Source organism: Exiguobacterium sp. SH1S21, from assembly GCF_004337175.1.
Taxonomy (GTDB): Bacteria; Bacillota; Bacilli; order Exiguobacteriales; family Exiguobacteriaceae; genus Exiguobacterium; species Exiguobacterium aurantiacum_A.
Map to the genome: position 1 here is coordinate 67,905 of NZ_SJUY01000001.1, position 26,424 is coordinate 94,328.

24 protein-coding genes and 1 riboswitch are annotated in these 26,424 nt (G+C 55.5%); of the genes, 6 read left to right on the forward strand and 18 right to left on the reverse strand.

The window, feature by feature from the left end; all coding sequences use genetic code 11:
• From EVJ24_RS00410 to gatC, 4 genes are all read right to left on the reverse strand, one after another.
• Positions 1 to 1,002, reverse strand: a complete 1,002-nt coding sequence (locus EVJ24_RS00410) for a diacylglycerol kinase (protein ID WP_131438797.1) — start codon at positions 1,000 to 1,002, stop codon at positions 1 to 3.
• Positions 1,003 to 1,064: 62 nt separating this feature from the next.
• On the reverse strand, positions 1,065 to 2,495 hold the full coding sequence (gatB, locus tag EVJ24_RS00415; protein WP_131438798.1) for an Asp-tRNA(Asn)/Glu-tRNA(Gln) amidotransferase subunit GatB: 1,431 nt from the start codon (positions 2,493 to 2,495) through the stop codon (positions 1,065 to 1,067).
• 11 nt (positions 2,496 to 2,506) lie between these two features.
• Positions 2,507 to 3,949, reverse strand: a complete 1,443-nt coding sequence (gene gatA, locus EVJ24_RS00420; protein WP_131438799.1) for an Asp-tRNA(Asn)/Glu-tRNA(Gln) amidotransferase subunit GatA — start codon at positions 3,947 to 3,949, stop codon at positions 2,507 to 2,509.
• A gap of 11 nt (positions 3,950 to 3,960) precedes the next feature.
• Positions 3,961 to 4,251 (reverse strand): Asp-tRNA(Asn)/Glu-tRNA(Gln) amidotransferase subunit GatC, encoded by a 291-nt coding sequence (gene gatC, locus EVJ24_RS00425; protein WP_016509877.1) that lies wholly within the window; start codon positions 4,249 to 4,251, stop codon positions 3,961 to 3,963.
• Between the two features lie 215 nt (positions 4,252 to 4,466).
• Between gatC and EVJ24_RS00430 the strand changes: the two genes are divergently transcribed.
• Positions 4,467 to 6,173, forward strand: coding sequence for a methyl-accepting chemotaxis protein (locus tag EVJ24_RS00430; RefSeq protein WP_131438800.1), 1,707 nt, complete (start codon positions 4,467 to 4,469; stop codon positions 6,171 to 6,173).
• A 36-nt stretch (positions 6,174 to 6,209) separates the two neighbouring features.
• Here the strand turns inward: EVJ24_RS00430 and EVJ24_RS00435 are convergent, their stop codons facing one another.
• The 3 genes from EVJ24_RS00435 to EVJ24_RS00445 all read right to left on the reverse strand — a co-directional run bounded on the left by EVJ24_RS00435 (position 6,210) and on the right by EVJ24_RS00445 (position 9,079).
• Positions 6,210 to 7,586, reverse strand: coding sequence for an alanine/glycine:cation symporter family protein (locus EVJ24_RS00435; protein ID WP_131438801.1), 1,377 nt, complete (start codon positions 7,584 to 7,586; stop codon positions 6,210 to 6,212).
• Positions 7,587 to 7,825: 239 nt separating this feature from the next.
• Positions 7,826 to 8,263 carry a thioredoxin-dependent thiol peroxidase gene (bcp, locus tag EVJ24_RS00440; RefSeq protein WP_071398073.1) on the reverse strand — a complete coding sequence of 146 codons (438 nt, stop codon included), beginning with the start codon at positions 8,261 to 8,263 and terminating at the stop codon, positions 7,826 to 7,828.
• Positions 8,264 to 8,275: 12 nt separating this feature from the next.
• On the reverse strand, positions 8,276 to 9,079 hold the full coding sequence (locus EVJ24_RS00445) for a hypothetical protein (RefSeq protein ID WP_131438802.1): 804 nt from the start codon (positions 9,077 to 9,079) through the stop codon (positions 8,276 to 8,278).
• A gap of 170 nt (positions 9,080 to 9,249) precedes the next feature.
• Between EVJ24_RS00445 and pruA the strand changes: the two genes are divergently transcribed.
• The gene (gene pruA / locus EVJ24_RS00450; RefSeq protein WP_131438803.1) at positions 9,250 to 10,794 is read left to right on the forward strand and encodes an L-glutamate gamma-semialdehyde dehydrogenase; all 1,545 of its coding nucleotides are present in this window, start codon (positions 9,250 to 9,252) and stop codon (positions 10,792 to 10,794) included.
• 51 nt (positions 10,795 to 10,845) lie between these two features.
• Here the strand turns inward: pruA and EVJ24_RS00455 are convergent, their stop codons facing one another.
• The 6 genes from EVJ24_RS00455 to EVJ24_RS00480 form a co-directional block, all read right to left on the reverse strand.
• Positions 10,846 to 11,661: a ZIP family metal transporter gene (locus EVJ24_RS00455; RefSeq protein WP_131438804.1), complete on the reverse strand. Its 816-nt coding sequence runs from the start codon at positions 11,659 to 11,661 to the stop codon at positions 10,846 to 10,848.
• Positions 11,662 to 11,789: 128 nt separating this feature from the next.
• On the reverse strand, positions 11,790 to 12,254 hold the full coding sequence (ribH, locus tag EVJ24_RS00460; RefSeq protein WP_070328590.1) for a 6,7-dimethyl-8-ribityllumazine synthase: 465 nt from the start codon (positions 12,252 to 12,254) through the stop codon (positions 11,790 to 11,792).
• Entirely contained in the window at positions 12,254 to 13,435 is a 1,182-nt protein-coding gene (locus EVJ24_RS00465) for a bifunctional 3,4-dihydroxy-2-butanone-4-phosphate synthase/GTP cyclohydrolase II (RefSeq protein WP_131438805.1), read from the reverse strand. Before EVJ24_RS00465 ends, ribH begins: the two co-directional genes overlap by 1 nt.
• Positions 13,435 to 14,076, reverse strand: a complete 642-nt coding sequence (gene ribE, locus EVJ24_RS00470; RefSeq protein WP_070328588.1) for a riboflavin synthase — start codon at positions 14,074 to 14,076, stop codon at positions 13,435 to 13,437. Before ribE ends, EVJ24_RS00465 begins: the two co-directional genes overlap by 1 nt.
• A complete protein-coding gene (ribD, locus tag EVJ24_RS00475) occupies positions 14,057 to 15,139 on the reverse strand; it encodes a bifunctional diaminohydroxyphosphoribosylaminopyrimidine deaminase/5-amino-6-(5-phosphoribosylamino)uracil reductase RibD (protein WP_131438806.1) in 1,083 nt (360 codons plus the stop codon). The genes ribE and ribD overlap by 20 nt, the downstream gene beginning before the upstream one ends.
• A gap of 150 nt (positions 15,140 to 15,289) precedes the next feature.
• Positions 15,290 to 15,432: riboswitch (FMN riboswitch) on the reverse strand.
• 91 nt (positions 15,433 to 15,523) lie between these two features.
• Positions 15,524 to 16,336 carry an undecaprenyl-diphosphate phosphatase gene (locus EVJ24_RS00480; RefSeq protein WP_071398079.1) on the reverse strand — a complete coding sequence of 271 codons (813 nt, stop codon included), beginning with the start codon at positions 16,334 to 16,336 and terminating at the stop codon, positions 15,524 to 15,526.
• 451 nt (positions 16,337 to 16,787) lie between these two features.
• Here EVJ24_RS00480 and EVJ24_RS00485 point away from each other — a divergent pair, with 451 nt between their 5' ends.
• The gene (locus EVJ24_RS00485; protein ID WP_070328585.1) at positions 16,788 to 17,429 is read left to right on the forward strand and encodes a homing endonuclease associated repeat-containing protein; all 642 of its coding nucleotides are present in this window, start codon (positions 16,788 to 16,790) and stop codon (positions 17,427 to 17,429) included.
• A 44-nt stretch (positions 17,430 to 17,473) separates the two neighbouring features.
• On the opposite strand, the gene EVJ24_RS00490 is transcribed toward EVJ24_RS00485, so the two are convergent.
• Both EVJ24_RS00490 and EVJ24_RS00495 read right to left on the reverse strand, forming a co-directional pair.
• On the reverse strand, positions 17,474 to 19,156 hold the full coding sequence (locus EVJ24_RS00490) for a GGDEF domain-containing protein (RefSeq protein WP_131438807.1): 1,683 nt from the start codon (positions 19,154 to 19,156) through the stop codon (positions 17,474 to 17,476).
• A gap of 120 nt (positions 19,157 to 19,276) precedes the next feature.
• The gene (locus tag EVJ24_RS00495; RefSeq protein WP_131438808.1) at positions 19,277 to 20,107 is read right to left on the reverse strand and encodes a DegV family protein; all 831 of its coding nucleotides are present in this window, start codon (positions 20,105 to 20,107) and stop codon (positions 19,277 to 19,279) included.
• Positions 20,108 to 20,284: 177 nt separating this feature from the next.
• Here EVJ24_RS00495 and EVJ24_RS00500 point away from each other — a divergent pair, with 177 nt between their 5' ends.
• From EVJ24_RS00500 to EVJ24_RS00510, 3 genes are all read left to right on the forward strand, one after another.
• Positions 20,285 to 20,983: an ABC transporter ATP-binding protein gene (locus EVJ24_RS00500; RefSeq protein WP_131438809.1), complete on the forward strand. Its 699-nt coding sequence runs from the start codon at positions 20,285 to 20,287 to the stop codon at positions 20,981 to 20,983.
• Positions 20,984 to 20,995: 12 nt separating this feature from the next.
• On the forward strand, positions 20,996 to 23,320 hold the full coding sequence (locus EVJ24_RS00505) for an ABC transporter permease (RefSeq protein WP_131438810.1): 2,325 nt from the start codon (positions 20,996 to 20,998) through the stop codon (positions 23,318 to 23,320).
• Between the two features lie 85 nt (positions 23,321 to 23,405).
• The gene (locus EVJ24_RS00510) at positions 23,406 to 24,134 is read left to right on the forward strand and encodes a DUF4261 domain-containing protein (protein WP_236637496.1); all 729 of its coding nucleotides are present in this window, start codon (positions 23,406 to 23,408) and stop codon (positions 24,132 to 24,134) included.
• Positions 24,135 to 24,158: 24 nt separating this feature from the next.
• Here EVJ24_RS00510 and EVJ24_RS00515 read toward each other — a convergent pair whose 3' ends face one another.
• The 3 genes from EVJ24_RS00515 to EVJ24_RS00525 all read right to left on the reverse strand — a co-directional run bounded on the left by EVJ24_RS00515 (position 24,159) and on the right by EVJ24_RS00525 (position 26,365).
• Entirely contained in the window at positions 24,159 to 25,064 is a 906-nt protein-coding gene (locus tag EVJ24_RS00515; protein WP_131438812.1) for a DUF5996 family protein, read from the reverse strand.
• 106 nt (positions 25,065 to 25,170) lie between these two features.
• On the reverse strand, positions 25,171 to 25,494 hold the full coding sequence (locus EVJ24_RS00520; protein WP_131438813.1) for a thioredoxin family protein: 324 nt from the start codon (positions 25,492 to 25,494) through the stop codon (positions 25,171 to 25,173).
• 19 nt (positions 25,495 to 25,513) lie between these two features.
• Entirely contained in the window at positions 25,514 to 26,365 is an 852-nt protein-coding gene (locus EVJ24_RS00525; RefSeq protein ID WP_071398085.1) for a DegV family protein, read from the reverse strand.
• Positions 26,366 to 26,424: the final 59 nt, after the last annotated feature.

Here is a 26,424-nt window from a genome sequence, read left to right on the forward strand (position 1 = left end):
TTATTCTGCTTTCTCATTCGATACGTTGAACAGCTGTTTGATCATCTGTTCGCGTTCGTACTGAGCGTTCAACTCTTCCATCTCGCGGATGCGCGCGTTCGGTGCGAGCACCGTCAAGTGGCGGAACAAGTTCCGCATCTCACCCGTGCATTCGCCGCCGTACTCGCCGTCGATGTTGAGACTCATCCGCTCCGTCGTCGTCTTCATCTTGACGTGGCCCGTCTTGACGTGCTCGACAAGCGGGCTCGACAAGTGCTCACCCCGGAGCAACAAGCGGACGACGTGGATGAACTCGAACAAGTTACATTTCCGTAATATGAACAAGTCAAACAAGCCGTCATTGAGTGACGCGTGCGGCGAGATCTTCTCGAAGCCTCCGACCGAGTTCGAGTTCGACGTGAGGAAGATCATCACTTCGCCGCTGAACGTCCCTTCGTCATGCTCGAGCTCGATATACGTCGGTTTGATGAGCGGCAGCTTCTCCATCCCTTTGACGTAATAGGCGAGCTGTCCGAGCGCCGTCTTCAACTTCGACGGCACTTCGTACGACAGCTCGGTCATGATGCCGCCGCCGGCGATATTGATGAAGTAATGGATGTCTCCCGCCTCGCCTTCGATCTCCCCGAGGTCGACCGGCATCTCGAAGCCGTCACAGATGACGTCGAGAGCGCCGACGACGCTCAAAGGGATCCGCATCGCCCGGGCGAAATCGTTCGTCGTTCCGACCGGGATAAGCCCAATCGTCGGACGTTCATCGAGTGGAGCGAGTCCCGAGATGACCTCGTTCAACGTCCCGTCCCCGCCGGCCGCGACGATCAAGTCGAACTCGGCCGCTGCGGCCCGCTCGGCTTCGAGTGTCGCGTCACCGATCGCTTTCGTCGTGTACGTCGACGTCTCATAACCCGCATCCTCGAGGCGGTTCAAGATATACGGGAGCTCCCGTTTGATCACTTCTTTTCCAGATGTCGGGTTATAGATGACCCGTGCGCGTTTTCGTTGCATATCGTTTCTCTCCCCTATGCTCATTTCGAGCGAAAAGCGAGACACAAGTGCCTCGCTGCTGCTTAACGTTTCGCGATCTCTTCGTGGAACAAGCCATCGAGGAGCGCCGGGTTCGCCATCCCTTTCGTCTGCTTCATGATCTGTCCGATGATGAAGCCTTTGGCACGGTCTTTCCCGTTCTTAAAGTCTTCGATCATCTGCGGATGCGCTTCGAACAAGTCGACGATGTAGCCGCGGAGCAAGTTCTCGTCCGAGATTTGGGCGAGACCGTTCGCTTCGACGTACGCCTTCGGTTCGGCGCCTTCCTCGATCATGGCCGTGAACACGCGTTTCGCGATCTTCGAAGAAATTGTACCTTCTCCGATCAAACGAATCAACTCCGCGAGCGAGCTCGGCGTCAATTTCATCGTCTCGACCGTCTCGTTCGACTTGTTCAAGTGGCCGAGCACTTCGCCCATGAGCCAGTTCGCGGCAGCTTTCGGTTCGGCACCGGCCGCTGTCGTCGCTTCAAAGAAGTCCGAGAACTCGCGCGTCGACGTGAGCGCCTTGGCGTCATAAGCCGACAGGCCATAGTTGTTCATGTAACGCTCGCGGCGTTCGACCGGAAGTTCCGGAAGCGTCTTGCGAATGCGCTCCTTCCACTCCTCGTCGATCTCGAGACGGACGAGGTCCGGCTCTGGGAAGTAGCGGTAATCGGCCGCCCCTTCCTTGACACGCATGAGGATCGTCTTCTTCGCCGCCTCATCGAAACGGAGCGTCTCTTGACGCATGACGCCGCCTGTGATGAGGAGTTTACGATGACGCTCTTCCTCATAATCGAGCGCCTTCAAGACGTTCGAGAACGAGTTCAAGTTTTTGAGCTCCGTCTTCGTGCCGAACGGCTCTTGGCCGAACGGACGGACCGAGATGTTACAGTCGCAACGAAGCGATCCTTCTTCCATCTTGACGTCCGAGACGCCCGCGAACGAGAGCACTTCTTTCAAGCGCTCGAGGTAAGCGACCGCGTCTTTCGGTGACCGCATGTCGGCCTCACTGACGATCTCGATGAGTGGTGAGCCGGTCCGGTTGAAGTCGACGACCGAATGTTTCTCGCCCGTATGGTTCATCTTCCCAGCATCTTCCTCGAGATGGACCCGCTCGATACGGAACCGTTTCATCTCGCCGTCGACTTCGACATCGACGTGGCCGTTAAAACCGATCGGTTGGTCGAACTGCGAGATTTGGTACGCTTTCGGCGTATCCGGATAGAAGTAGTTCTTGCGGTCGAACTTCGTATCGGTCGCGATTTCACAGTTGAGTGCCATCGCGGCCTTGATGGCGAGGTTGACCGCCTCTTCGTTCAATTTAGGCAGAACGCCCGGGTGTCCGAGACAGATCGGACACGTTTGCGTATTCGTTTCGGCACCGTATGTGCGCGAGCAGCCACACCAAATCTTCGACTTCGTGCTCAGCTCGGCGTGCACCTCGATCCCGATGATCGTTTCAAAGTTCATCGTTGTCCTCCTTAAAGCTGTGGCATCTTAAAACCGCCGTTTGCTTGTTCAAAAGCATGGGCCACGCGGTAGAGTGTTGGTTCACTGAAGTGGTTCCCGATGATCTGTAGACCGACCGGGAGGCCGTCTGAGAGACCGGCCGGCACCGAGATGGCTGGTACGCCAGCCAAGTTGACCGGGATTGTCATAATGTCGTTGGCGTACATTGTGAGCGGATCTTCAAGTTGTTCGCCGAGCTTGAACGCCGTCGTCGGCGCAGTCGGCCCGATGATCGCGTCATAGTTCTCGAACACGCGCGCGAAGTCTTGCTTCATGAGTGTGCGCACCTGTTGCGACTTCTTGTAGAACGCATCGTAATAACCTGAGCTTAACGCGTACGTCCCGAGCATGATGCGGCGTTTCACTTCTTCGCCGAACCCTTGCTCGCGTGAATACGTGAACACTTCTTCGAGCGCATCAGCCTCGGCGCGACGTCCGTAACGGATGCCGTCAAAACGAGCGAGGTTCGAAGACGCCTCAGATGAAGCGAGTAAGTAGTACGTCGGGAGCGCGTATTTCACAGTCGGGAGCGATACCGTCTCAACGGTCGCACCGAGCGACTTGAGCGTCTCGACCGCTTGTTCGATTTGTTTGCGGACACCGTCTGATACGCCTTCTGCCATGAACTCTTGCGGCAGGGCGAACTTCATGCCTTTAATGTCGCCATGAAGTGACTTCGTATAGTCCGGAAGGTCGACTGTCGCCGACGTCGAGTCCATGTCGCAATGACCTGAGATGACGTTCAATAAATAGGCGTTGTCTTCGACCGAGCGCGTGAGCGGACCGATCTGGTCGAGTGACGAGGCGAACGCGACGAGACCGTAACGTGACACGAGACCGTATGTCGGTTTCATGCCGACGACGCCACAGTAGGCTGCCGGTTGGCGAATCGAGCCACCCGTATCCGAACCGAGGCTGAACAGTACTTGTCCGGCTGCGACTGTCGCGGCCGAACCGCCTGACGAGCCGCCTGGCACGCGCGTCGTATCCCACGGGTTACGGACGACTTTGAACGCCGAGTTCTCGTTCGATGAACCCATCGCGAACTCGTCCATGTTCAACTTCCCGATCGTGACGGCACCGGCGTCGTGAAGACGCTCGACGACCGTCGCGTCATGGGCCGGGACGAAGTTCTCAAGGAACTTCGAGGCACACGTCGTGCGTGTCCCTTTCGTGACGATGTTGTCTTTGACGCCGATCGGCAATCCGAAGAGCGGGTTCTCCGCTGTCTTGGCGAGATCGTCCATCCGTTTCGCTTGCTCGAACGCGTCCTCGTTCAACGTGAGAAACGCACCGATTTTGTCATCGGTCGCTTCGATGCGGTCAAATGATTCTTTGACGAGGTCCGTTACCGTGACCTCACCTTCTTTTAATAAGGTATGTAGCTTGGCTACACCGTGATCGAATAGTGTCATGAAGGGCCTCCTTACTCAAAGACGGCTGGGACGCGGACTTGGCCGTTCTCCCAATCAGGCGCCATCCGTTCGACTTCCTCGCGAGGAAGTGACGGGCGGACCTCATCTTTGCGCATTACGTTTTTCAAATCTAGGGCATGGGTCGTCGGGATGACGCCCGTTGTATCGAGTTCATCGAGTTGCTCGGCGAACTCGAGGATTTTTGTCAATTGCTCCGTGAAGTGCGTCACTTCATCTTCCGTGATCGCAAGTCGGGCGAGTCCGGCGACGTGCCGAACTTCAGCTTCAGTGATTCGAGCCAAAGGTTCCACCTCCAACAGTTTTCAATACATCGTTCATTATCATACCACTTTTCCATAAGACAAAAAAGAAAATCCAATTCGGTCAAAGATGATCATTTTTTGAAAGTTAGGGAATCACGCTAGAATATTGACTCGTTTCAAAAAACGACTATACGGTACACGGACAATTCTCATTATGCTAAGAGAGTAGCAAACATTTCCCGAGGAGGATCATTATGTCAATCCGTAACAAATTGATCGTCGCCTTCACCGTCCTGCTAGTCTTATTACTCGGTGTGAGCGGCTATTCATTCTATGCGTTGAACGCCTCGAAGGCAGCCCAACAAGACATGAACGTCTCTTGGGTGCCCGGCATGGACCAAATTCATCAAGTCGACAAGCAGTTGCTCGAGATTCGCCAGCAGATGATGCGCCACGCTCTAGTCGAGGACGAGGTGACAAAGCAAAATGTCGAAATCAGCATTGAGACCGGCATCACGATTTTAAAGCAACAGCTGACCGGCTATGAGTCGACAATCAACAACAACAAGGCCGCCCGTGAACTGTTCGATCAGACGACGACACAATGGACCACATTCCAAACAAACATTGAGGAATTGATTCGCATCTCGAATGAAGAAGGACAAGCCGCGGCCGACGCCTACATCCGGGACACGGCCACCCCGAGCGCAGACGCCCTGTCGAATACGCTCGGTCTCCTCGTCAACTTGAACCGCGATGGGATTCGTTCTGACATCGAGACTGGTGAAGCGTTGTTTGCACAAGTCCAACTCACGCTCATCGTTATCATGATCGCCGCTGTCGTCTTCACCGTACTCATGATGGTGTTCATCTTCCGCTCCATCTTCGAGCCGTTGAAAGAGTTCAAAGTGAAAATGCGCGAACTTGCGACGAGCCAAGGCGATTTGACGACGTCGATCCCGGTGAAGCGACGTGATGAGTTCTCTGGGCTCGCGCGCGACTTCAACCAATTCATCGCCAACCTGCGCCAACTTATTTTACAAGTGAACGGCGTCTCACGCGGGGTGACCGAGCAATCCACTCGCATGTACGACGAATTGAAAGCGCTCGATTCGTATATGACGACAACCGCCGCAACGACCGAGGACTTGACGGCCGGCATGCAACAGACCGCGGCGAGTGCCCAGGAAATGAACGCCTCCGCGTCGGATATGGAACGAACGCTTCACAACATCGTGACGATGGCGGCTGAACGAAAAACCGAGGCGGAACAAGTCGACGCCCGGGCCATGGCACTCCGTACCCACGCCGTCGAAGCGAAAGCGTCAGCGATCAGCGTCTTGTCCTCGACACGACACAATCTCGAACGGGCCATGCATGACGCCAAAGCCGTTCGCGAGATTGCGACGCTCACGAACGATATTTTAGACATCGCCGCGCAGACGAACCTGTTATCGCTCAACGCCTCGATCGAAGCGGCACGGGCCGGTGAAGCGGGACGCGGGTTCGCCGTCGTAGCCGACGAGATCCGTAAACTTGCCGAGACGAGCCGGACGACCGTCGAACGGATCCAAGCGATCTCGACGACCGTGCTCCATTCGGTCGATCATTTAAATGAGACGTCGAGCGAGATGCTCGGTTTCCTCGATACGAACGTATTGAAAGATTACGACCAGCTCGAAGAAGCCGCCGAACGCTACAGCGAAGACGCCGGGCGCTTTGAGGCGACCGCCTCTGAATTCGCCGAGGCGGCCACCGAACTCGAACAATTGACGTCCGGTATGATCGGTGTCATTCAAGACGTCGCCGTGACGGTCAATAACGGGGCGCTCGGTACGCAAGACATCGCCGAGAAAGTGACGTTGTCGGTCGACCGGTTCAGTGAGTTGAACCGTGTCACCGAAGCGTCGCAACGGAAGATGGACGAGTTGAGCGAGTTGATCGGCCAATTTAAAGTGTAAATAAAAGGACGCACTCCCTCGGGAATGCGTCCTTTATCATGCGGCCGACTGTTGCCGCTCTTTCCGTATCTCAAGTTCGAACCGCTTCGTCTCGGCGACGACGACACCCGACAAGAACAACAGACCGATCAAGTTCGGAATCGCCATCAGACCGTTGAAGACGTCGGAGACGGCCCAAATCAAGTTCAAGTTCGTCGTCATCGCACCGAGTCCGGCGACGACAATGTACACCATCCGGTACGGGACGATCGCCCGCTCCCCGAGCAGGTAATGGACCGAGCGTTCCCCGTAATAGCACCAGCCGATCACGGTCGAGAAGGCGAAGAAGACGAGCGAGATCGTGACGATGAGTTCCCCGATCGGTCCGAGGAAGTAAGCAAACGACGCTTGCGTCAGCTCGATGCCTTGCAGTCCTTCCGTATACTGACCGCCCATGACGATCGTCAACCCGGTGATCGAACAGACGATGAGCGTGTCGATCAACACTTGTGTCATCGAGACGAGCGCTTGCCGTCCCGGGAAATCCGTCTTCGCGGCCGCGGCCGCGATCGGTGCCGACCCTAGACCAGCCTCGTTCGAGAACACGCCGCGCGCGACCCCGTAACGGATCGCGGCACCGAGCGCCCCGCCGCCGATTGCTTCGGCACTGAACGTACTCGAGAAGATCGTCGCGAACGCGGACGGGATCAAGTCGAAGTTCGTGACTAAAATGACGAGCCCGGCCCCGACGTAAGCGAAAATCATGACCGGGACGAAAATCCCGACGACTTTCCCGATCGATTTGACGCCACCGAGGATGACGAACCCCGTCAGGACCATCATGATGATACCGGTCGCGACCATCGGGACACCGAACGACGTGTTCAGCGCTAAACTGATCGAGTTCGTCTGGACGCCGTTGCCGATACCGAACGCGGCGATCGAGGCGAACAAGGCGAACGTCATGCCGAGCCAACGTTTTTTAAGACCGTGTTCTAAATAGTACATCGGGCCGCCGGCAACCTCGCCCCGCTCGTCGACGGTACGATACTTGACGGCAAGGATCGCCTCGGCGTATTTTGTCGCCATGCCGATGAAGCCACTCATCCACATCCAGACGATCGCACCCGGTCCTCCGAGGACGATCGCGGTCGCAACCCCGACCATGTTGCCGGTACCGACCGTCGCCGCTAGCGCCGTCATAAGCGCTTGGAAGTGGGAGATGTCCCCACGTTGCCGTTTTCGTTTCTCGGCTTCCACGCCTGTCTTTTGCTTCGGGATGAACGCTTCTTTCAAGCCGAACCCGAGCCGTGTCACTTGGATGAATCCTAGCCGGAACGTCAAGAAGATGCCCGTCCCGATCAATAATATGAGCAAGTGTGGTCCCCAGACGAGGTTTGATAGACTCGTCACCCAACTTTCAAACTGCTTCACGTGATGTTCCCCCTATGTATGTATTCGCTTGACTGCTTGTTTATATTTTTCAGAACATTCACAACTTCGTCAAGTCGACGCGGGGTGAAATCATACCGATCCCGCGTAATGTTTTTGTAATATATCTGTTCAACGCTCGTTTTTATCGTGTTTCCGACTTTAGTATTTGAAATAAAAATGTAACGATTCACTTCAGCAAAAAACCGACCTCCCCTATCGGGAAATCGGTTGGGACCAACTTATTTGGCGAGCGCCGCGACGACCTCGTCGACGTGACCGTTCACTTTGACACTACGCCACTCCTCTTCGATGTAGCCGTCCTCGTTGATGAGGAACGTCGAGCGGACGATGCCGTAATACTCCTTGCCGTAATTCTTCTTCAACTGCCAGACGCCGTATAGCTCTGACACTTCATGCGTGTCATCGACGAGCAAGTCGAACGGCAAATCGTTCTTCTCGATAAAGTTTTGATGCTTCTTCTGGCTGTCGGCCGAGATGCCGATGACGACGGCCCCGCTCATCTTCGGTGCGGCGTCACGGAAATCGCACGCCTCGGTCGTACAGCCCGGCGTCGCGTCTCTCGGGTAGAAATAGAGGACGACTTTCTGGCCGCGATAGTCTTCGAGTGCGACCATGTCCCCGTTTTGGTTCGGTAGTGTAAATGTCGGTGCTAGCATCTGATTTCCTCCTTATCCGAACGACGGGTCGACGAGCTGTTCGTCATATCCGTCGATCGCTTGTTCTAGTTTTTGTTTGAGCGGGTCGAGCACTTCGAGATAGTCGACCGGGTCTTCCGTCGCGGCCGCATCGCGGAGCGCGGCCTCATTGTCGATATACCACGTCTGATACGCTTTAAAGTAATCGGTCATGATCGTTTGGTTTTCCGGGACGGTGAGCGTCTCTGACATGAGCAAGAAGACGTTATTATCCGCCTCGAGCGCGACATAGTCCGTCTGGGCGTTGACCCGGTCGTAAATCGGTCCGGCCTCATCCTCCGGCACCTCGGCGAGACGGGCGTTCGCTTCAGCGTTCACCCCATACTCGCTCGCTTCGATCCCCGTCAACAACTCCCCGACCTCACCGATCACGTCAGCCGGGACCAAAGCCGGTGTGACGACGAGCGACCAATCGTCGCCTTCCTTGATCGCGACTTTGGCGAGTCGGTTCGGCAGTTCGTTCCCGTCACCATCCTCCATCTCATGGACGATATAGGCGACGTCCTCATCCTCGTTCACCCAACTCTCGACGATGTCACCCGGCGTCAAGTCACGCGTCACGGCACCCGTCGCCGGGATGTCGGTCCGGGCAGCAGCATAGTCGATCTGTGCGAGCGCCTCGGCGTCCCCGTCACGGAGCGCTTGTTGATACGATTCGTACACCGTCTCGACCTCGTCCGGGAGCGGTCGTTTCGTCTCTTCGACCGGTGCTGCCTCTTCATTCCCGCAAGCGCCGAGCATGAGTGTGAGCGCAAGCGGCAACATCCATTTTCTCATCCAATCATTCCTTCCTCGATCGATCTCTTTTCACCATCCTACCACGACTGAATTTAGAGCGGAAACGACACGCTTTTTCGGAAAATTGTTTCACTAGGATTTCATGAAGAATTCCGATACAATACAGACGTAAGCGCTTAACTGCATAATCACTTTAAGGGGGAACGAGAATGATTCCATACAAACATGAACCATTCACAGACTTTACAAACAAAGAGAACGCTGCCTTGATTCAAGCGGCGATCGAGAAAGTGAACGGGGAGCTTGGTCAGGACTATCCGCTCGTGATCGGTGGGGAAAAAGTGACGACGGAAGGTAAGATCACGTCTTACAACCCGGCCAATAAAGACGAAGTCATCGGACACGTCTCGAAAGCGAACCAAGAACTCGCGGAACGTGCGATGCAAGAAGCGCTCAAAGCGTTCGACACGTGGCGTCACGTCGACCCGTCTGTCCGTGCCGACGTCTTGTTCAAAGCGGCGAACATCGTCCGTAAACGGAAGCATGAGTTCTCGGCCTACCTCGTCAAAGAAGCGGGCAAGCCTTGGAACGAAGCGGACGCGGACACGGCGGAAGCGATCGACTTCATGGAGTACTATGCGCGACAAATGCTCGAACTCAAACCTGGTAAGAAAGTCGAGAGCCGTCCGGGCGAGTACAACCGCTATGACTACATCCCACTCGGGGTCGGGATCGTCATCAGCCCATGGAACTTCCCGTTCGCAATCATGGCAGGGACGGCCGTAGCGGCCATCGTCGCCGGTAACACGATCCTCTTGAAGCCAGCTTCGACGACACCGATCGTCGCGGCGAAATTCGTCGAGGTCATGGAAGAAGCGGGTCTCCCGAAAGGCGTCCTCAACTTCATCCCGGGACCGGGCGCTGAAGTCGGCGACTACCTCGTCGACCATCCGAAGACGCGCTTCATCAGCTTCACTGGTTCACGCGACGTGGGTCTCCGCATCAACGAGCGCGCCTCGAAATTGAACGACGGCCAAATCTGGCTCAAACGTGTCATCGCCGAGATGGGCGGAAAAGACACAATCGTCGTCGACGAATCAGCGGACCTCGAACTCGCGGCCCAGTCGATCGTCAAATCGTCGTTCGGCTTCTCGGGACAAAAATGTTCAGCTTGTTCACGCGCCGTCATCGTCGACAGCGTGTATGACACGGTGCTCGACCGCGTCGTCGAATTGACGAACGAACTGTCAGTCGGAAACACGGAGCAGAACGAACACTTCATGGGACCGGTCATCGATGCGGCCGCGTTCAAGAAGATCACGTCGTACTTCGACGTCGCGAAAGAAGAAGGACGCATCGTCACGGGCGGTAAAGCGGACGACTCGACCGGCTACTTCGTCGAGCCGACGGTCGTCGCTGACGTGGCACCGAAAGCACGTCTCATGCAAGAAGAGATCTTCGGGCCGATCGTCGCCTTCACGAAAGCGAAAGACTTCAAAGAAGCGATCGACATCGCCAACAACACCGAGTACGGCTTGACGGGTGCGGTGCTGACGCGTGACCGCTCGAACCAAGAATACGCACGCCAAAACTTCCACGTCGGCAACTTGTACTTCAACCGTGGTTGCACAGGCGCGATCGTCGGCTATCAGCCGTTCGGCGGCTTCAACATGTCAGGGACAGATTCAAAAGCAGGCGGACCGGATTACATCCAGCTCCACATGCAAGCGAAAACGACGTCAGAGACGTTTTAATCCAGGAAGGCACGACGGGATAGCCCGTCGTGCCTTTTTTCTGTGTCGGCCTCACCCTAACGCCACGTCTAAAATCATCATGACGGTAAATCCAAGCATCAAGGCGATCGATGCCAAGTCCTTATGGCCATTCTCTTGCGACCCCGGGATGACTTCTTCGACGACGACAAAAATCATGGCCCCTGCGGCAAAGCTCAATGCGAACGGCAGTAGCGGCTCCATGACGAACACCGCCCAAACGCCGAATAAGGCGGCGACCGGCTCGACGACGGCCGACAGCTGTCCGTAGAAAAAACTCTTTCGTCGTGACATCCCGTCCCGCCTTAACGGCAGCGCCACCGCCACGCCTTCTGGAAAGTTTTGAATCCCGATCCCGATCGCGAGGGCGATGGCACCTGTCAACGAGGCCGATGGAAAGTCAGCCGCGACCGCCCCGAACGCGACCCCGATCGCTAGCCCTTCCGGTATGTTGTGCAACGTGATCGCTAAGACGAGCAACGTGCTGCGCTTTCGTTTGAACGGGCCGATTCCTTCCGCCTCACTGAGCGGGGAAGTCGGATGCAAGTGCGGAATCAGTTGATCGATGCCCCATAAAAAGAATCCTCCCAATAAAAAGCCGATCGTGGCCGGGAACCAGGCCGGCCAAGCGTCCTGTCCTGCCATCTCGATCGCCGGCGCGAGCAACGACCAAAAACTGGCAGCAATCATCACCCCGCCAGCAAATCCGAGCATCCCGTCCATCAGCCGTTGATTGATCGATTTCGTCGTGAACACGATAGCCGCCCCGAGCGCCGTCATGCCCCATGTGAACAACGTCCCGAGCAAGGCCTGCATGGTCGGGCTCAGTTGAGCCACCCAGTCCCACATCGCCATCGCCTCCCCTTAGGCTTTGTATGCGCACCCTACTCTTTTCCCATCGTCCCTGTGTCGCTAATCCCGATTTGAACAATCAAAAAAGAGGAGAGCGACGTCGCTCTCCTCCGTTATAGCCTTACTTAAAATGTACGCATCAAGTTCGCCATCTCGATTGCCGCTGTCGCTGCTTCCCAGCCTTTGTTCCCGGCTTTCGTGCCGGCCCGCTCGATCGCTTGTTCAATCGTCTCTGTCGTCAAGACGCCGAAGATGACCGGTACTTCCGACTGGTAGCTCGCTTGGGCGACACCTTTCGCCGCTTCGCTGCAGACGTAGTCGAAGTGCGGCGTCGCCCCACGGATGACCGCGCCGAGCGTGATGACGGCGTCATACTTCTTGCTCATCGCCATCTTTTTGGCGACGAGTGGGAGTTCGAACGCGCCCGGGACGAACGCGATCTCGACGTCGTCTTGCTCGATGCCGTGGCGCTTCAGCGCATCCTTCGCCCCGTCGAGCAAGCGCATCGTGATCAAATCGTTGAACCGTCCGACGACGATTCCGATTTTCAAGCCTTTACCAACCAAGTTACCTTCAAATGTATGCAACATTATTCTTCTCCTCCAAAATGATTCATTTTTTGTTGTTTCGTTAAGCGATAGCGTTCATTCTCGGCGTGCTCCCCGACGATGATCGGGACGCGTTCGACGACGGTGATGCCGCACGCCTCCAAGGCGTCGACTTTCTCCGGGTTGTTCGTCATGAGCCGTACGTTCGTGACACCGAGGTCACGCAACATGCCCGCGCTCACCCGGTAGTCACGCAAGTCGGCATGCAACCCGAGCGCGACGTTCGCCTCGACCGTATCGAGCCCTTGCTCCTGCAGTTCATACGCCTTCAATTTATTCAGTAAACCGATGCCGCGCCCTTCTTGACGCATGTAGAGCACGACGCCGCCCTCTTCTTCAATTTTAGCGAGTGACGCATCAAGTTGCGGACCGCAGTCGCAGCGGTAAGAGCCGAACACGTCACCGGTCAAACATTCCGAATGGATGCGGACGAACGGTGCATGTTCAAGTTCGCCTTTGATGAGCGCGACGTGCTCTTCGCGGTCAAGGACGTTTCGATAACCGATCAGGCGAAACTCACCCTTAGCCGAGGGGAGATTGACGTCCGCCTCTCGTTCGACGAGGTCCGTCTCCATATAGCGGACGAGCTCCTCGATCGTGATAAATTTCAAATCGTGCCGTTCCGCGACGTGGGCAAGGTCCGGTACTCGAGCCATCTCGCCGTCTTCACGGATGATCTCGCAAATGACGGCGACCGGCTCACTCCCTGACAGTCGGGCCAAATCGACCGACGCTTCGGTGTGGCCGCGCCGCACCGAGACGCCGCCTTTTTTCGCGATGAGCGGGAAGATATGTCCCGGCCGTTGAAAATCGGCCGGACGCGCGTTCGCATTGGCCAGCTCGCGGACCGTGTGGGCCCGTTCGCTCGCCGAGATGCCCGTCGTCGAGTCGACATGGTCGACACTGACGGTGAACGCCGTCCCGTGCGGATCGGTGCTGTTGTCGACCATCGGCGACAAGTCGAGCCGGACGGCGACTTCTTCCGCCAGGGCGGCACAGACGAGCCCTTTCCCTTCCGTGATGAGGAAGTTCATCGTCTCGGCCGTCATCTTATCGGCGAGGACGACGAAATCACCTTCGTTCTCCCGGTCTGCGTCATCGACGACGATGATCGGACGCCCCATCTTCAAATCTTCGATTGCTTGTTCGATTGTGTGAAACATCACCATCCCGCCTTTCCGTATCCCATCGACGCAAGTGATTCGAGCGTCATGTCCTTTTGATTCACTAGCTTTTCCATATATTTAGCCAACATATCGCATTCCAAATTGACCTTATCCCCAGCCTGCTTCATCCCGAGCACCGTCTCACTGTACGTGTGCGGAATGAGCGACAGCGTGAAGCCGCGTTCAGTGACCTCATACACCGTCAAGCTCGTCCCGTCGACCGAGATCGAACCTTTAGGGACGATGAAACGGAGCAACGACGGCTCGCAACTAATATCGATGTAGACCGCGTTCGCGAGCGGACGCTTCTTGACGATGCGACCGACCCCGTCGACGTGTCCCGAGACGAAGTGACCGCCGAAGCGACCGTTCGCCGGCATCGCCCGCTCGAGGTTGACGTCCGTTCCAGGGCGGACCCCATCTAGACTGGACGCTTTGAGCGTCTCCGGCATGACGTCGACGGCAAAACTCGTTTGATCAAACGCCGTCACGGTCAGGCAAATCCCGTTCACCGAGATGCTGTCGCCGAGCTTCACGTCTTCTAGCACGATCTTGCCCGCGAGCGTGAGCCGTAGCGACGGACCGTTCCGCTTCACAGCTTTCACACTGCCGATTTCTTCAACGATTCCCGTGAACATCGGACTCCCCCTTTCTCATGACGAGCTTGATATCGGTACCGACAGTCTCGACCGAGCCGATCGCGAAGCGCTCGATCGCATCTAACGGCCCGGCTTGGCTCGAGCGATAGACGCCTCGGTTCCCACCGAACACGCGCGGTGACTGATACATGACCCATTCGTCGACGTATCGTCCGTCAAAGAGTGACGTCACGAGCGTCGGTCCCGCCTCGATGAGCAAACGGCCGACACCGCGACCATGCAAGTCACGAAGGACGTTGTCGAGTGTCGAATAGTCGGCAAGCTCGACACCGTTTCGCGCGAGCTCGGTCCGTTTCACTTCATCATCGGACAGCGTATAGACGAGCACCGGCACGTCTTTCGCGCTCCGGACGAGCTGACTCGCGAGCGGTAAGCGGAGCTCGCGGTCGAGGACGACCCGAAGCGGCTGACGTGTCGGCGTGTCGAGCCGGACGGTCAAGGCCGGGTCGTCGGCGAGCACGGTCCCGATTCCAGTCAAGACGGCATCGACCGTCGCCCGTAGTTCGTGGACGTCACGTCTCGCTTCAGTCCCGGTCACCCACTGGCTCTCACCCGTGTCGAGCGCGACTTTCCCGTCTAGGCTCGTCGCCGTCTTTAATACGACGTACGGCCGTTTCGTCTCAAGCGAACGTAGGAACGCCGGATTGAGCGCACAGGCCTCGTCTTCGAGCAGACCGACTTCGACGTCAATCCCCGCCGCCTTCAAACGGGCGACACCTTTCCCTGCGACGAGCGGGTTCGGGTCTTCCATCGCGATGACGGCGCGCTTGATGCCCGACTCGATCAGCAAGTCGGCACATGGCGACGTTTTCCCGTAGTGCGAGCACGGCTCGAGCGTGACGTAAATCGTCGCACCGTATGCGGACGCACCGGCCATGCGAATGGCGTGCACTTCGGCGTGCGGTTCACCGGCCTTCAAATGGGCACCGAATCCGACGACGCGACCGTCTTTGACGACGACGGCCCCGACGAGCGGGTTCACACCGGTCTGTCCGGTAGCGGACTTGGCCAATTGGATTGCTTGTTGCATGTACTGTTGCATCGTTCTCCCTCCTTGTTTCGCACAAACAAAAAGACCCTAAGGATGTCCTTAGGGTCTCGGCGGGAGGTTTCAGTCGTCATTGGTCAGACCAAATAAACGTTTTCTTTACAGAAAAACGTACGACGAAGCACAGGTCACGAGGACCTGTCTTTTTTCCTTCTCCCATCCAGACTATACTGTCGGCTCTAGAATCGCACTAGATCCACCGTTCGCACACGTGCGCCCGGGTCACGGACTTAGGGCTCGCGCCCATCACCGCCGGTTGGGAATTGCACCCGACCCCGAAGGAATATTTGTTTGTACGCATTTACTTTAGCGCAAAAAAGAATCGAAGGCAAAAATAAAAGTGCAAAAAAGCGCCACTCCGATGAGTAGCGCTTCCAATCAAGCCAAGAACAAGACGACGAGCAAACCGACGATCCAGCAATAGAACGAGAAGTACTTGAGTTCACCCTTCGCCATGATGTGCTGGAACCATTTGAGCGAGATGGCCGTCAGCGCGTACGAGGCGATGAACGCCAAGACGAGCGGACCGAACAGATCACGTGTCGCCGGGTCGGTAAAGAGTGCCGGCCCGTCCAAGATCATCGTCCCGAGACTGACCGGGATGAACAAGAAGAACGAGAACCGAAGCGCCGACTCTTGTTTAATGCCGAGCAACATCGCCATGACGATCGTGGCACCCGAGCGGCTGATCCCTGGGATGAGCGCGACCGCTTGGGCGAGACCGATCAAGATGGCGTCACGTAACGTGATGCCGCCGTCACCTTTATTGCCGCGCATGTTGCGGATGAACCAAAGTGCGACCCCGGTCAAAATCAATGTGTAGCCGACCGTCGCGACGCCGCTGAGCGTCTCACCGATCCAATCGCCGAACAACACGCCGAGCACGCCGGCCGGTACGGTCGCGACGAGCAAGAGACCGATGAACTTGACGTCGATCATCGTATCCTCGCTGCGGTCTTTCTTAAATAAGAACGTCCACAGACTGACGACGAGCCGGACGACATCTTGGCGATAAATCGTCAAGACGGCAAGGAGCGACGCAAAGTTGACGAAAATTTCGAACGACAGTCCCGGTAATTCGATGTTGAACAGCTCTTGGAAGATGACCAAGTGACCGCTCGACGAGATCGGGATCGGCTCCGTAAACCCTTGGACGAGACCAAGCAGCAAGTAAAATAACCATATTGTCATATCATAATATCCTCTTTTCTCAAATTCGCTCAATGCGGCTATTTTAGCAGAATCACAGTTTCATTGACCACCCTTAAAAAAAAATTCGTATATTTTGAAAACTTTTATTGATTAGTCTGAAAATTAAATTTATTATAGAGGAGTACTCAACTGGACAACGGTGATGACCCCATTGTCCAGTTGGGTACATTTTTGTATGGAATTCATATAAATTACCAAAAATAAAACTTTTTGTTTACAAATGAACCCATATAATATTAAATTTGTAATATACCTGTTACCTTTTTTTTCAATCTTTCATCCGACTTTAGACCTATCACGTCCCATTTTTAACATAAAAAACTTACAAAGGCGCTTATAAATCGTAAAAACTATCCGATAGTATGATTGTAGAAGCACTTTCGTCATCATTGTCGGTTCAGATATGAGTCCATGGAAGGAGGAACCATCATTGAGTCAAACGCTATCCACTAATACTCATCACTTATCAACCGAACAGCAACGCATGATTCACTGTATTCGTTTGCTCGGGGATTTATTAAAGGAACGTCCTCGTCGCTCTGTCTATCGTCGTTTCGCGATGGAGCAAAACTGGCCGTCTCCCGAATCGATCATTCGACAGTTTGGATCATGGGCCGAGGCACTCGCTATCGCCGGCTATGAATGGCATGGGGAGATCGCCGTTGATTTACCCGATAAAATGCCAAAATATACACGCGACGATATCGTCGAGACGCTTGCCCTCTATTCACGGGACATGGGTTCGATCATCACGCTGAAAAAATATCAAGAATGGCGGAAACTACACCCGAAAGCACCGAGCCATTACCACATCGTCAAGACGTTCGGTTCGTGGCATGATGCCTGCGCCGAAGCCGGGCTGGAGGCGAGCGTGACTTACTCGAAGTCAGAGTTGTCGAACGCTCTTCGAGAAGCGATTCATGAGATGGGCTTCTCTCTTTCATTCGAGGCGTACCGAGAATGGGCAAAACGCAACAACAAGCCATCTACGAAAGCGATCTTGCATCGTTACGGCTCTTGGTCCGCTGCCATCCATGCGGTCGAGTCCGACATGTTCAGCCAGAAATCATAATCATTCATTCAAAAAGGAGAACCGTTTAACGGTCCTCCTTTTTTTCATTGAATTCGTTCGGTCGACGTGTCCCGGTAATGGGCGACACGGTCGCGACCGTTAAACTTCGCCCCGACGTACATCGCCCGGTCGGCATGTCGCAACACCGTATCGAGCTCTTCATATTCATGAATCGTCTCGATGCCGATGCTCGCCGTCACTTGGACTTTGATTCCTTCCGTTCCGAACGGGTGTGACCGGAGCGCTTGCCGAATCTTCTCACCGGTCACAATCCCCGCCGCTTCGTTCGTCCTCGGGAACACGAAGACGAACTCTTCGCCGCCGTAACGCGTGACGAGGTCACTGCTCCGGACGAGCCGGTTGAACAGGACCCCCGCTTCAATCAACACTTCGTCACCGAACGCATGGCCGTATGTATCGTTAATCGATTTGAAATGGTCGAGGTCGATCAAAAAGACCGACAACGGATACGATGCGACGTCGTTCAACCGCTCTTTCGTCCAACGTTTCAACGCCCGTTGGTTCGGCAACCCGGTCAACGGATCGGTCAGACTCTCGTGCTGGAGCCGATCCCGTTCGTCGATCCGCTCGAGTGACCATGACAGCGTCTTGAGCAAACGGTGGATCTCGACCGCGAGCGCCTCATCGTAGGCCCCGTTCGCCGTCGTCGAAATCATACAGCTGACCGCGTTCGTCGTGCTCGTCACCGGTTGAATGACGAGCGCGGAATGATGCAGTTCGCTTTGGTTCGCCTGAAGCTCCGGGTGCCACTCGTGGAGCGAATCGTACAGAAAGTACGGCTCACTCGCGTCACGGTGCCGTTCGAGCGTATACGCATCAGCGACCGCTTCCGCTTTCCGCCCCCGTACATCATAAAACGTCTGGTCCCCGTCACGATTGATTTGAAGCCAACCGCGTTCGACCTCGACGATTTCCCGTAACCCGTTCCAAAACTTTTCAATTAACAACGCTTCGCTGTCGACGCGATAGAGCTGTTCTTTTAATCGCTCGACTTGATCGATCTTCGATTGCGTCTCTTCTGTCTGCGTCGCTTTCGACAACGCCAGCTTTAAAATCGACAAGAGCAGGAACGTCGCCATCAACCCGACATACCCGAACAGTTGGAACGCCTCGAGCGCGATCATCGTGAACAACAGCTCGAGCGAGATGACGAGCCAATCGAACCGTAATAGCCGCCACATGATCGGTAGCGGGATCCGCTCCCCGACCAAGAACCGGGACATGACGAAGCTGAAGCCGAGGACGAGATAAAGGACCGCTAAGAAGCTGAGCAACGCCGCACCTTGCTCGAGCAAGTGGACGGTCGATCCGATCTCACCTCCGAGCGAAAAGTAGACGAGACCCGGGATGACAAGAACCATCGCCTCGATCAACGTGTTGAGCGGATAAAAGTGTAAGAAGCGCCGGCGGCCGACTTTTTTGTTGAACGTCCGTGCCTGAAATGTCAACAACAGCAACTGCCCCATCAAAATTGCCGGGACGAGCCCGTACAAGAAGAACGTCATGAAGACGAACAGCTCGTGGAATGTGAAGTGCAGGTGCCGCCGCTTTAACGGGTTGATGACGAACAAGGCACCGAGCGTGTAGATGAACCAGAAGAACGCCCAATCGAACGTTTCTAGATCGGTCCACGTGTAATAGGCGATCCCGATGAAGACGAGCGACCATGAGAGCCAGCTCCTTATGAGATACTTCCGAAATCGCATCGTCTCCCCCCTTTTCTTGTAACATTCTTTAATAGTATGAAGGGTTTTGGGGAAACATTCCAGTCGTTGTTTGAAAGTTGTGACAATGAAAAAACCGTGGCGCACGCCACGGTCTGTCCGTTATTTCGCTTTCAAATAAGAAATACCGATCGAGCCGGACCCAGTATGGGCCCCGAGCAGCGGCGCAAGCGTGTCGACGCGGATCGGCACCTTGTCGCCGAGCTCCCGCTTCCATGACTCCGCAAGCTCCGGCACGTTCCCGTGGAAGATTGAGACGTCCGTACATTCGCCTGACTCGATCGCCGCCCGGATGACCTCGAACAAGTGGGCTTGCGCCTTTTTATACGTCCGTACGGTCTGATACGGGACGATGAGCCCGTCCTCGAAGCGGAGCACCGGCTTCAGCTGCAGCATGTTGCCGATGAGCGCTTTTGATTTCGAGATGCGTCCACCTTTTTGCATTTGCGTCAAATTCTGAATCGTCAGTTCAATCCGGACGTCCTCGACGCGCTGTTTCATATACGCCTCGACGTCATCAAGGGCTTCTCCGCGCTCGACGCGCTCGATCAATTCCTCGAGCAACAGACCCATCGTATAAATACCCGACCGTGAATCGATGGCGAGCAGCTTGAACTCGGCGATCTCGGCTCCTTGGATCGACGCAGAGTACGTGCCGCTCAAGTCAGACGACAGATGGACGGCGATGCCCATGTCATACTTCGGCTTCAACTCTTCATACAACGTGGCGAAATCCCCGATTGCCGGTTGGCTCGTCGAGACGCGCTCGCCGGCATCGATCCAGTCGTACACCGTCTCAGCGTCGACGTCGATACCGTCTTTATAAGGTTGATCGCCCTTGACGACGTAAAGCGGGACGATATGGATGTCTGGGTGGTGTTTGATCGAATCTGGCAGGACGACCGTGCTGTCCGTGATGTAGGCAATTTTCATGTGAGCCTCTCCTTTAAAATCGTAATTAGTACCTGGTAGTATGATTTTATCACAGGTGAAACGGTTTCACTAATTTTTCAAAAAATGTACCCGTCTTCGTCAAACGTTCAAATCTCCCAGGTCCACAATCCGTCCGAAACGGGTAAAAGATAACATGGACAAAGGAGGCGTTTTTTAATGATTCGAATCGAGAACGTCAATAAGATTTACAAGACCGGTGACATTGAGACGGCCGCCTTGAAAGACGTCGACTTGACGATCAACGACGGGGCGTTCGTCGTCATCCTCGGCCCGAGCGGCAGCGGCAAGAGTACGCTCTTGAACGTCATCAGCGGGCTTGATACGGTCACGTCCGGGAACATCACGTTCGATGACACCGTCTTGACCGACCTGTCCCCGGAACAGATGACGGCGTTTCGGCGCGACCATCTCGGCTTCATCTTCCAACAATACAATCTGCTCCAAAACTTGACCGTCTTCGAAAATATCCAAATCGGGGCCGACCTGTCGACGCAACCGCTCGGCATCGACGAGCTGTTAGAGCAGGTCGGGCTGTCGCCTTCGCGCGACAAGTACCCGTACCAACTGTCCGGCGGTGAGCAGCAGCGCGTCTCGGTCGCCCGGAGTCTCGCCAAAAACCCGTCGATCATCTTTTGTGATGAACCGACCGGCTCGCTCGACGAGGACAACTCGAAGAGAGTGCTCGAGCTGCTCGAACGATTGAACACGACGTACGGCAAGACCGTCGTCGTCATCACCCACAACACCGGTATCAGCGCCATGGCCGACGACGTCATCAAGATGAACTCGGGACGCATCGTCGAACTGACGCACAACCCGGTCCGACAAGCCGCGCGCGACATCGCTTGGGGTTAGGAGGTTTCGACCATGCTGTATAAAAACGTTTTGAAGACGCTCGTCGGCAAATGGATGCAGCTCGTCTCCATTGCCGTCATCATCGTCATGAGCTCGCTCACCTACACGATGATGTTCTACGGAATCAGCGGGATCGAGGTCCCGACCGAGGACTACTTGGCGTCGTCGAACCAAGAGGACTTCGCCGTCGAGATGCTCAACCGCGTCACCGCAGACGAAGCGAACGACCCCGAAATCGCCTCCCTCGTCGCCTCGGGCACGTATACGCTCGCCGACTTGAAACAGGTCGACCCGGAACGCTTCGACGACTTGATCGGCGCTCGGATCGACGCGGTCGAATCCGTCATGCCCGAGGCGACACTCGAACTTCGCGAATCCAAACTGATCACTTACGCATTCGCGGGCAGTGAACATCGGGGGCTCGTCTTAAAAGAAACAATGACGATCAATCAGTCTTACCTCGAAGCGGGATCGCGTCCGACGACCGACGACGAGGTTGCGCTCAACGCCAAATACGCCGAGAAGAACGGAATCGAGGTCGGTGACACGATCGACCTCGGCACGCCGTTCACGGTGAGCGGCTTCGTCTTATTCCCGGACTATACGCTCCCGCTGTTCGATGAGAACTTCTTCAATCTCGACGCCGGGACGCAGACGCTCCTGCTCATGACAGACGAGGCGTATGAAGCGGTCGTCGGGACGGAATCGTTCAGGCTCGCAGGCGTCACGGACGGCGCGATCGACACCGTCGAGCTCCCGTTCGTCGTCTCGGTCATGGAGACGGAGAATATTATGCGCAGCGGGGCCATCTATAGTGAGATCTCGTCCGGGAAAGCGATGGCGCTCGGACTTAGCCTATTCATCGTCTCAATCGCCGTCATCATCGTTGCCATTCTCATCTCGAACATGCTCGAGGCCGAACGCGGTCAGATCGGGCTGTTGAAAGCGATTGGCTACAACCGGCGCCAGATTTCACCCCCCTACTTGGTGCTCATCTTGGTGTTCGCAACGCTCATGCTCGTCATCGGGTACTTCCTCGGCCTCTACTTCGCCGACCCGCTCAAAAACCTGTACCTCGACTTCTATCTGCTACCATCGATCACAATCGCACAAAACCCGCTCGTCTTTTTGACCGCCGTCTTCGCCCCACTACTGTTCTTCGCCATCGTCGCCGGTGCGGTCATCTACAAGCTCATGGGCGAGAGCGCGCTCGCACTGCTATCACCGCGCGACAACATATCGCTCAATCGGCTCAGCCGGCTCGTCAGCCGAATGCTAAGCCGGGCCAGCGGGAAAACGAAGTTCAAATATTTATACGCCGTCAAAAGCACGGGCAGCTTCATCATCTTCTTCCTCGGTATCTTGTTCTCGACATTGTTGATCGTGTTCGCGCTCATGATGAACGGGGCGGTCGACCGGATGACGGTCGGCGGATTGAACGACGTCGACTATGCGTATGAGGCGTACGCGAACACGGAATCGCCGCCAATGCTCGCCGACGGTCAGGAACCTTTCCTCGCCTATCCGTTCGCGTTCGTCGAGGATCAACTCGTCACCCTTAAAGGCTTGAGCGACGACAACACCCTCTACCGGTTGCAAGACCGGGACGGGAACGAATTGACCCCTGCAACCGATGGCGTCATCGTCACCGAACCGCTCGCCTTAAAACAGAGCTTTGACGTCGGCGACACGATTGACCTCGAGCTCGACGGGGAGACGTTATCGTACCCGATCCTCGGCATCGCCGATGACTTCACGGGTGACGTCGTCTATTTACCGATTGAAATGCTCAGCAACGAGCTGACAGACGGCGCCTCGAGCGATTTGTTCAACGGCGTCTACGCCAGTGAACGGCCGGACGAGTCGGTGTATCCGACGATTCTGTCGCGCGACGGCTTGATCGAACAGTCCGAGTCGATCAACGAGTATATGAATTTGATGATGAACGTCATGATCGGCGGCTCCGCCTTGATCGCCTTCAGCATCTTGTTCGTCTTGACCGCGCTCACGGTCGAGAAAAACTATTACGTCATCTCGCTCCTCAAAGTGATGGGGTATAATCGACGTGAGGTTCGCTCGATGATCCTCGACAGCTATTTCGTCTACGCGCTCATCTCAGCACTCCTCAGCATCCCGATCGCCCTCGTCGTCCTCCGGATCATCATCGTCGTCTTCGCCGAGGACTACGGGCTCGTCTTGCCGCTCGAGTTTGAATGGATCTACGTGCTCTATACGGTCGGGGCCGTCACGCTCTTGTTCTTCGTCAGCACGTTCGTCAGCCGGCGCAAGATCGATCAAATCCCGCTCCAAGAAGTGTTGAAGACGTATCAAGAATAATTTTGCTCGAAATAGGGCATAATAAGAAAAGAGACTAGGCCTCTCGCTTGAGGGGCCTAACTATTTGCAGAAGAGGATGATTCTAATGAACCGTACACAAGTGTTGCTCGCCATCCCAGGAAACTGGCCATCGGCCGAGGCAGTCAGCGAAAAGATTAGTATACATAGCGAAGGCTACACAATGGCCGGCCTGTTGCTGTTAGAAGACGAGACCGGAAAAGCGTTCACCGTCGAAGTCGTCGAACGCGACCCAGCGCTCGCCGAGGCGATGATTCACGCCAGCACGAGCGGCTTCACACCGAAAATCGCCAAAGGACTTACGCGTCACACACATATCGTCTATTTGATCGGCGACGTCAATGATGTGACAGACATCGCCGCGGCCCGTCGCGGGGCGAACGCCCTGTTGAACGCCGGCGGACTCGGTGTCATGGTCGAGACGGCAGGCGTCGCTTATTCGAAAGACGAATGGCAAGCGTCGAAAGAAGAAGACCTCGCCCTCGACTACTCGCTCCTCACCGCCATCACGGAAGAAGAGACGGCGTACGTGTCGTGGGGCATGAAAGCGTTCGGCCATGCCGACGTCGCCGTACCAGAAACGCTCGAGATCGAAGACGCGATCCACGTCATCCATTCGTTCAACTTCCATTTGATCGCAGGCGGATCGATGTTCGGTGACGGCGACAGCTTCACGTTCGAGGACGGCAAGACGTTCACGGTCGAGATGGGCGAAGACGAGCGCACGTCAATCGACAACTTGCTCCATAACCCGTTCGGCTTGATCTACCTCGTGCCACAGACAACTGAAGGATAAACAAAATAAACAAGAGCTCACAGATCATTCGTCTGTGGGCTCTTGTTGTTTCGGCATGTCGAGCGGCATAAAGTAATGGTCGCACCCTTCCCATTCGAGCTGTTCGCTCAAAATATCGAACGACGTCCGGAAGAATGCCTGCACGTCTCTCGTTTCCCCTACGTTCTCAAACCATAAAAAGAACTCGCTCTTGCCGGCATCATAATAGGCGTCTTGCGGTTTGAGCCGCTCCGTCCCGATCTCCGTGTACTGGAACGGGTAAGGCAAGATGAAGAACGTCGGAATATCGACCGCTTCATCACCGAGCCAAAACCCGAACTCGACCATGTGCTCGTCAAACGCCGCCTTCTCGATGACTTTATCTTGCGGGAACGGCTCAGGGCGTCCGTAGACGATGAGCGACGAGACATCAAACGTTCCCCAAAACAGGCCCGGCTTCACTTTCCGGCAGCGGAGCGGCGCGAGAAATGCCAATTGCTCCCGCGCGGCGTATTGAAACAGACGGATGCCTCGTTGCGCCGCCACGACGTCATAAGCGAGCTGCGTGTCATCACGGTCCAACATCCGTAACTCCCGCATCTCTTGCGTTCTCGGATTGAGGGCGACCGAGACGCCGTTTGCGCGCAGGGCACCCATGATTTCTTCATAGTACGTACTGATTGACTTGCCTGCTTCGAGCGGGAAGACCGACGTGTCGGCACCGACTTGGACTCTGATATGTGATTGAAAGACATCGACGTCGAGTTGTAGCCACGTCTCCCCTTGCACGAGCGGGCCAGTCGAAAAACCGCTCAGCGCAACGGGCAACGTGACGTGTGTCCATTGTGGTTCTTGCGGAGCCAAAGCCAACTTGATTTTCCCCAAGATTTGCGACAGCAAATGGAGCGTGAGCTTTGTCTCAGCCCATTCCGAGTGGCGTATCATCTCCATCACAGATTCCTCCGTTCCTTCATTGCAAAAGTGACAGAATCACTTCATTAATTCCCGTTACATCATCACGACAATCAAAAAAATCCACAGACACATGTCTGTGGATTTACTTTCTCATCTCTTGGAGCCGTTCGAGTTGGTGGGTCAACTCACCGATTGGCACGAACCGGGCCCGGCGGAGCATCTCTTTGCCGTCGATGAAGAACAAGACGACCGGTACGGTGAAAATCGAATAGGCGCCGGCGATATCCGGCACTTCGTCCGAATCGACCGCGACCGCCTCGATGTCGGGAAAATCAACGAGCATCTCCTCGACTTGCGGCTTGAGCGAGTGACAGACGCTGCATCCCGGATGCGAGACGTAGACAAGCAACTGCTCGGCCTCAGCGACCCGTTCGTTCAACATCGAAAGTGTGTTCACAGCCTCCATGCTGTCTCCCCCTTTCAACTTAAGCGTCGAGCCAAAGCACACCGACCGTCTCAAAGCCGGCATGAACCGCAATCGACGGACAGAAACGTGTCTTCACGACATCAATCTCCGGCAATTTCGCTTGGATGAGCGCGACGAGGTTGTCTTGCATCTCTGGCGCGAGCGCCGTCTGTACGAAGACACGGTTGTTATGGATTCCGTTCGCCGCATGAAGACGTTCGAGTTCGGTGACCATCTCAACGTACGCTTTTTTGATCGAACGCACTTTTTTGAACGGGATGACTTTCCCAGATTCGTCGAGCGTGATGATCGGTTTGATGTTCAAGATGTTCGCGAGGAACATCTCACCGGATGACACACGTCCGCCTCGGCGCATCGTCTCCATGTTCCCGATGATCATGAAAAAGTTTTTCTTGTCACGCCACGCTTCGAGAAGAGCGACGATTTCCTCGACCGACTTGCCTTCTGCCTCGGCAGCGAGACCGAGACGGACGAGCTCTTGCTGCGCCTCGAGCGCTGCGTGCGAGTCGACCGTGTAAACTTTAAATCCAGCCGCCTCAGCCGCTGCACTAGAGTTTTTGACGGTGCTGCTTAGTCCGTTTGAACAGTGGACGGCGATGGCGCAATCGTACCCTTCCTCTTTTAAGCGTTCGTAACGCGAGATGAAGTCACCAAAAATCGGTTGCGACGTCTTCGCTTCTTTCTTTTGGTCGATCATGTAGCGGTGCAATTCCTCAATCGAGAGGTCGACTTCACTGTAGCCGCTCCCGTCGACGATCAATTGGATCGGGACGATCTCGACGCCGAGCTGGGCGGCCTCCTCTTTCGAGAAGTTGGCCATACTATCGGTGATCCATGCAATTTTTGTCATAACAAATAGTCCTCCAGTAGTCGTTCAATTTTTTCCTCTTTCATTATAACCCATTTTCC

What these genes read in the sequence shown, in the direction of transcription:
- EVJ24_RS00430 (WP_131438800.1), top strand. Translation starts at nt 4,467, where the DNA reads ATGTCAATCCGTAACAAATTGATCGTCGCCTTCACCGTCCTGCTAGTC.
- pruA (WP_131438803.1), top strand. Translation starts at nt 9,250, where the DNA reads ATGATTCCATACAAACATGAACCATTCACAGACTTTACAAACAAAGAG.
- EVJ24_RS00520 (WP_131438813.1), bottom strand. Translation starts at nt 25,494, where the DNA reads ATGGAGGCTGTGAACACACTTTCGATGTTGAACGAACGGGTCGCTGAG.
- ribD (WP_131438806.1), bottom strand. Translation starts at nt 15,139, where the DNA reads ATGCAACAGTACATGCAACAAGCAATCCAATTGGCCAAGTCCGCTACC.
- EVJ24_RS00525 (WP_071398085.1), bottom strand. Translation starts at nt 26,365, where the DNA reads ATGACAAAAATTGCATGGATCACCGATAGTATGGCCAACTTCTCGAAA.
- EVJ24_RS00510 (WP_236637496.1), top strand. Translation starts at nt 23,406, where the DNA reads ATGAACCGTACACAAGTGTTGCTCGCCATCCCAGGAAACTGGCCATCG.
- gatA (WP_131438799.1), bottom strand. Translation starts at nt 3,949, where the DNA reads ATGACACTATTCGATCACGGTGTAGCCAAGCTACATACCTTATTAAAA.
- bcp (WP_071398073.1), bottom strand. Translation starts at nt 8,263, where the DNA reads ATGCTAGCACCGACATTTACACTACCGAACCAAAACGGGGACATGGTC.
- EVJ24_RS00515 (WP_131438812.1), bottom strand. Translation starts at nt 25,064, where the DNA reads ATGGAGATGATACGCCACTCGGAATGGGCTGAGACAAAGCTCACGCTC.
- EVJ24_RS00445 (WP_131438802.1), bottom strand. Translation starts at nt 9,079, where the DNA reads ATGAGAAAATGGATGTTGCCGCTTGCGCTCACACTCATGCTCGGCGCT.
- EVJ24_RS00495 (WP_131438808.1), bottom strand. Translation starts at nt 20,107, where the DNA reads ATGAAAATTGCCTACATCACGGACAGCACGGTCGTCCTGCCAGATTCG.
- EVJ24_RS00505 (WP_131438810.1), top strand. Translation starts at nt 20,996, where the DNA reads ATGCTGTATAAAAACGTTTTGAAGACGCTCGTCGGCAAATGGATGCAG.
- EVJ24_RS00490 (WP_131438807.1), bottom strand. Translation starts at nt 19,156, where the DNA reads ATGCGATTTCGGAAGTATCTCATAAGGAGCTGGCTCTCATGGTCGCTC.
- EVJ24_RS00500 (WP_131438809.1), top strand. Translation starts at nt 20,285, where the DNA reads ATGATTCGAATCGAGAACGTCAATAAGATTTACAAGACCGGTGACATT.
- EVJ24_RS00455 (WP_131438804.1), bottom strand. Translation starts at nt 11,661, where the DNA reads ATGTGGGACTGGGTGGCTCAACTGAGCCCGACCATGCAGGCCTTGCTC.
- gatB (WP_131438798.1), bottom strand. Translation starts at nt 2,495, where the DNA reads ATGAACTTTGAAACGATCATCGGGATCGAGGTGCACGCCGAGCTGAGC.
- EVJ24_RS00480 (WP_071398079.1), bottom strand. Translation starts at nt 16,336, where the DNA reads ATGACAATATGGTTATTTTACTTGCTGCTTGGTCTCGTCCAAGGGTTT.
- ribE (WP_070328588.1), bottom strand. Translation starts at nt 14,076, where the DNA reads ATGTTCACGGGAATCGTTGAAGAAATCGGCAGTGTGAAAGCTGTGAAG.
- EVJ24_RS00410 (WP_131438797.1), bottom strand. Translation starts at nt 1,002, where the DNA reads ATGCAACGAAAACGCGCACGGGTCATCTATAACCCGACATCTGGAAAA.
- ribH (WP_070328590.1), bottom strand. Translation starts at nt 12,254, where the DNA reads ATGTTGCATACATTTGAAGGTAACTTGGTTGGTAAAGGCTTGAAAATC.
- EVJ24_RS00465 (WP_131438805.1), bottom strand. Translation starts at nt 13,435, where the DNA reads ATGTTTCACACAATCGAACAAGCAATCGAAGATTTGAAGATGGGGCGT.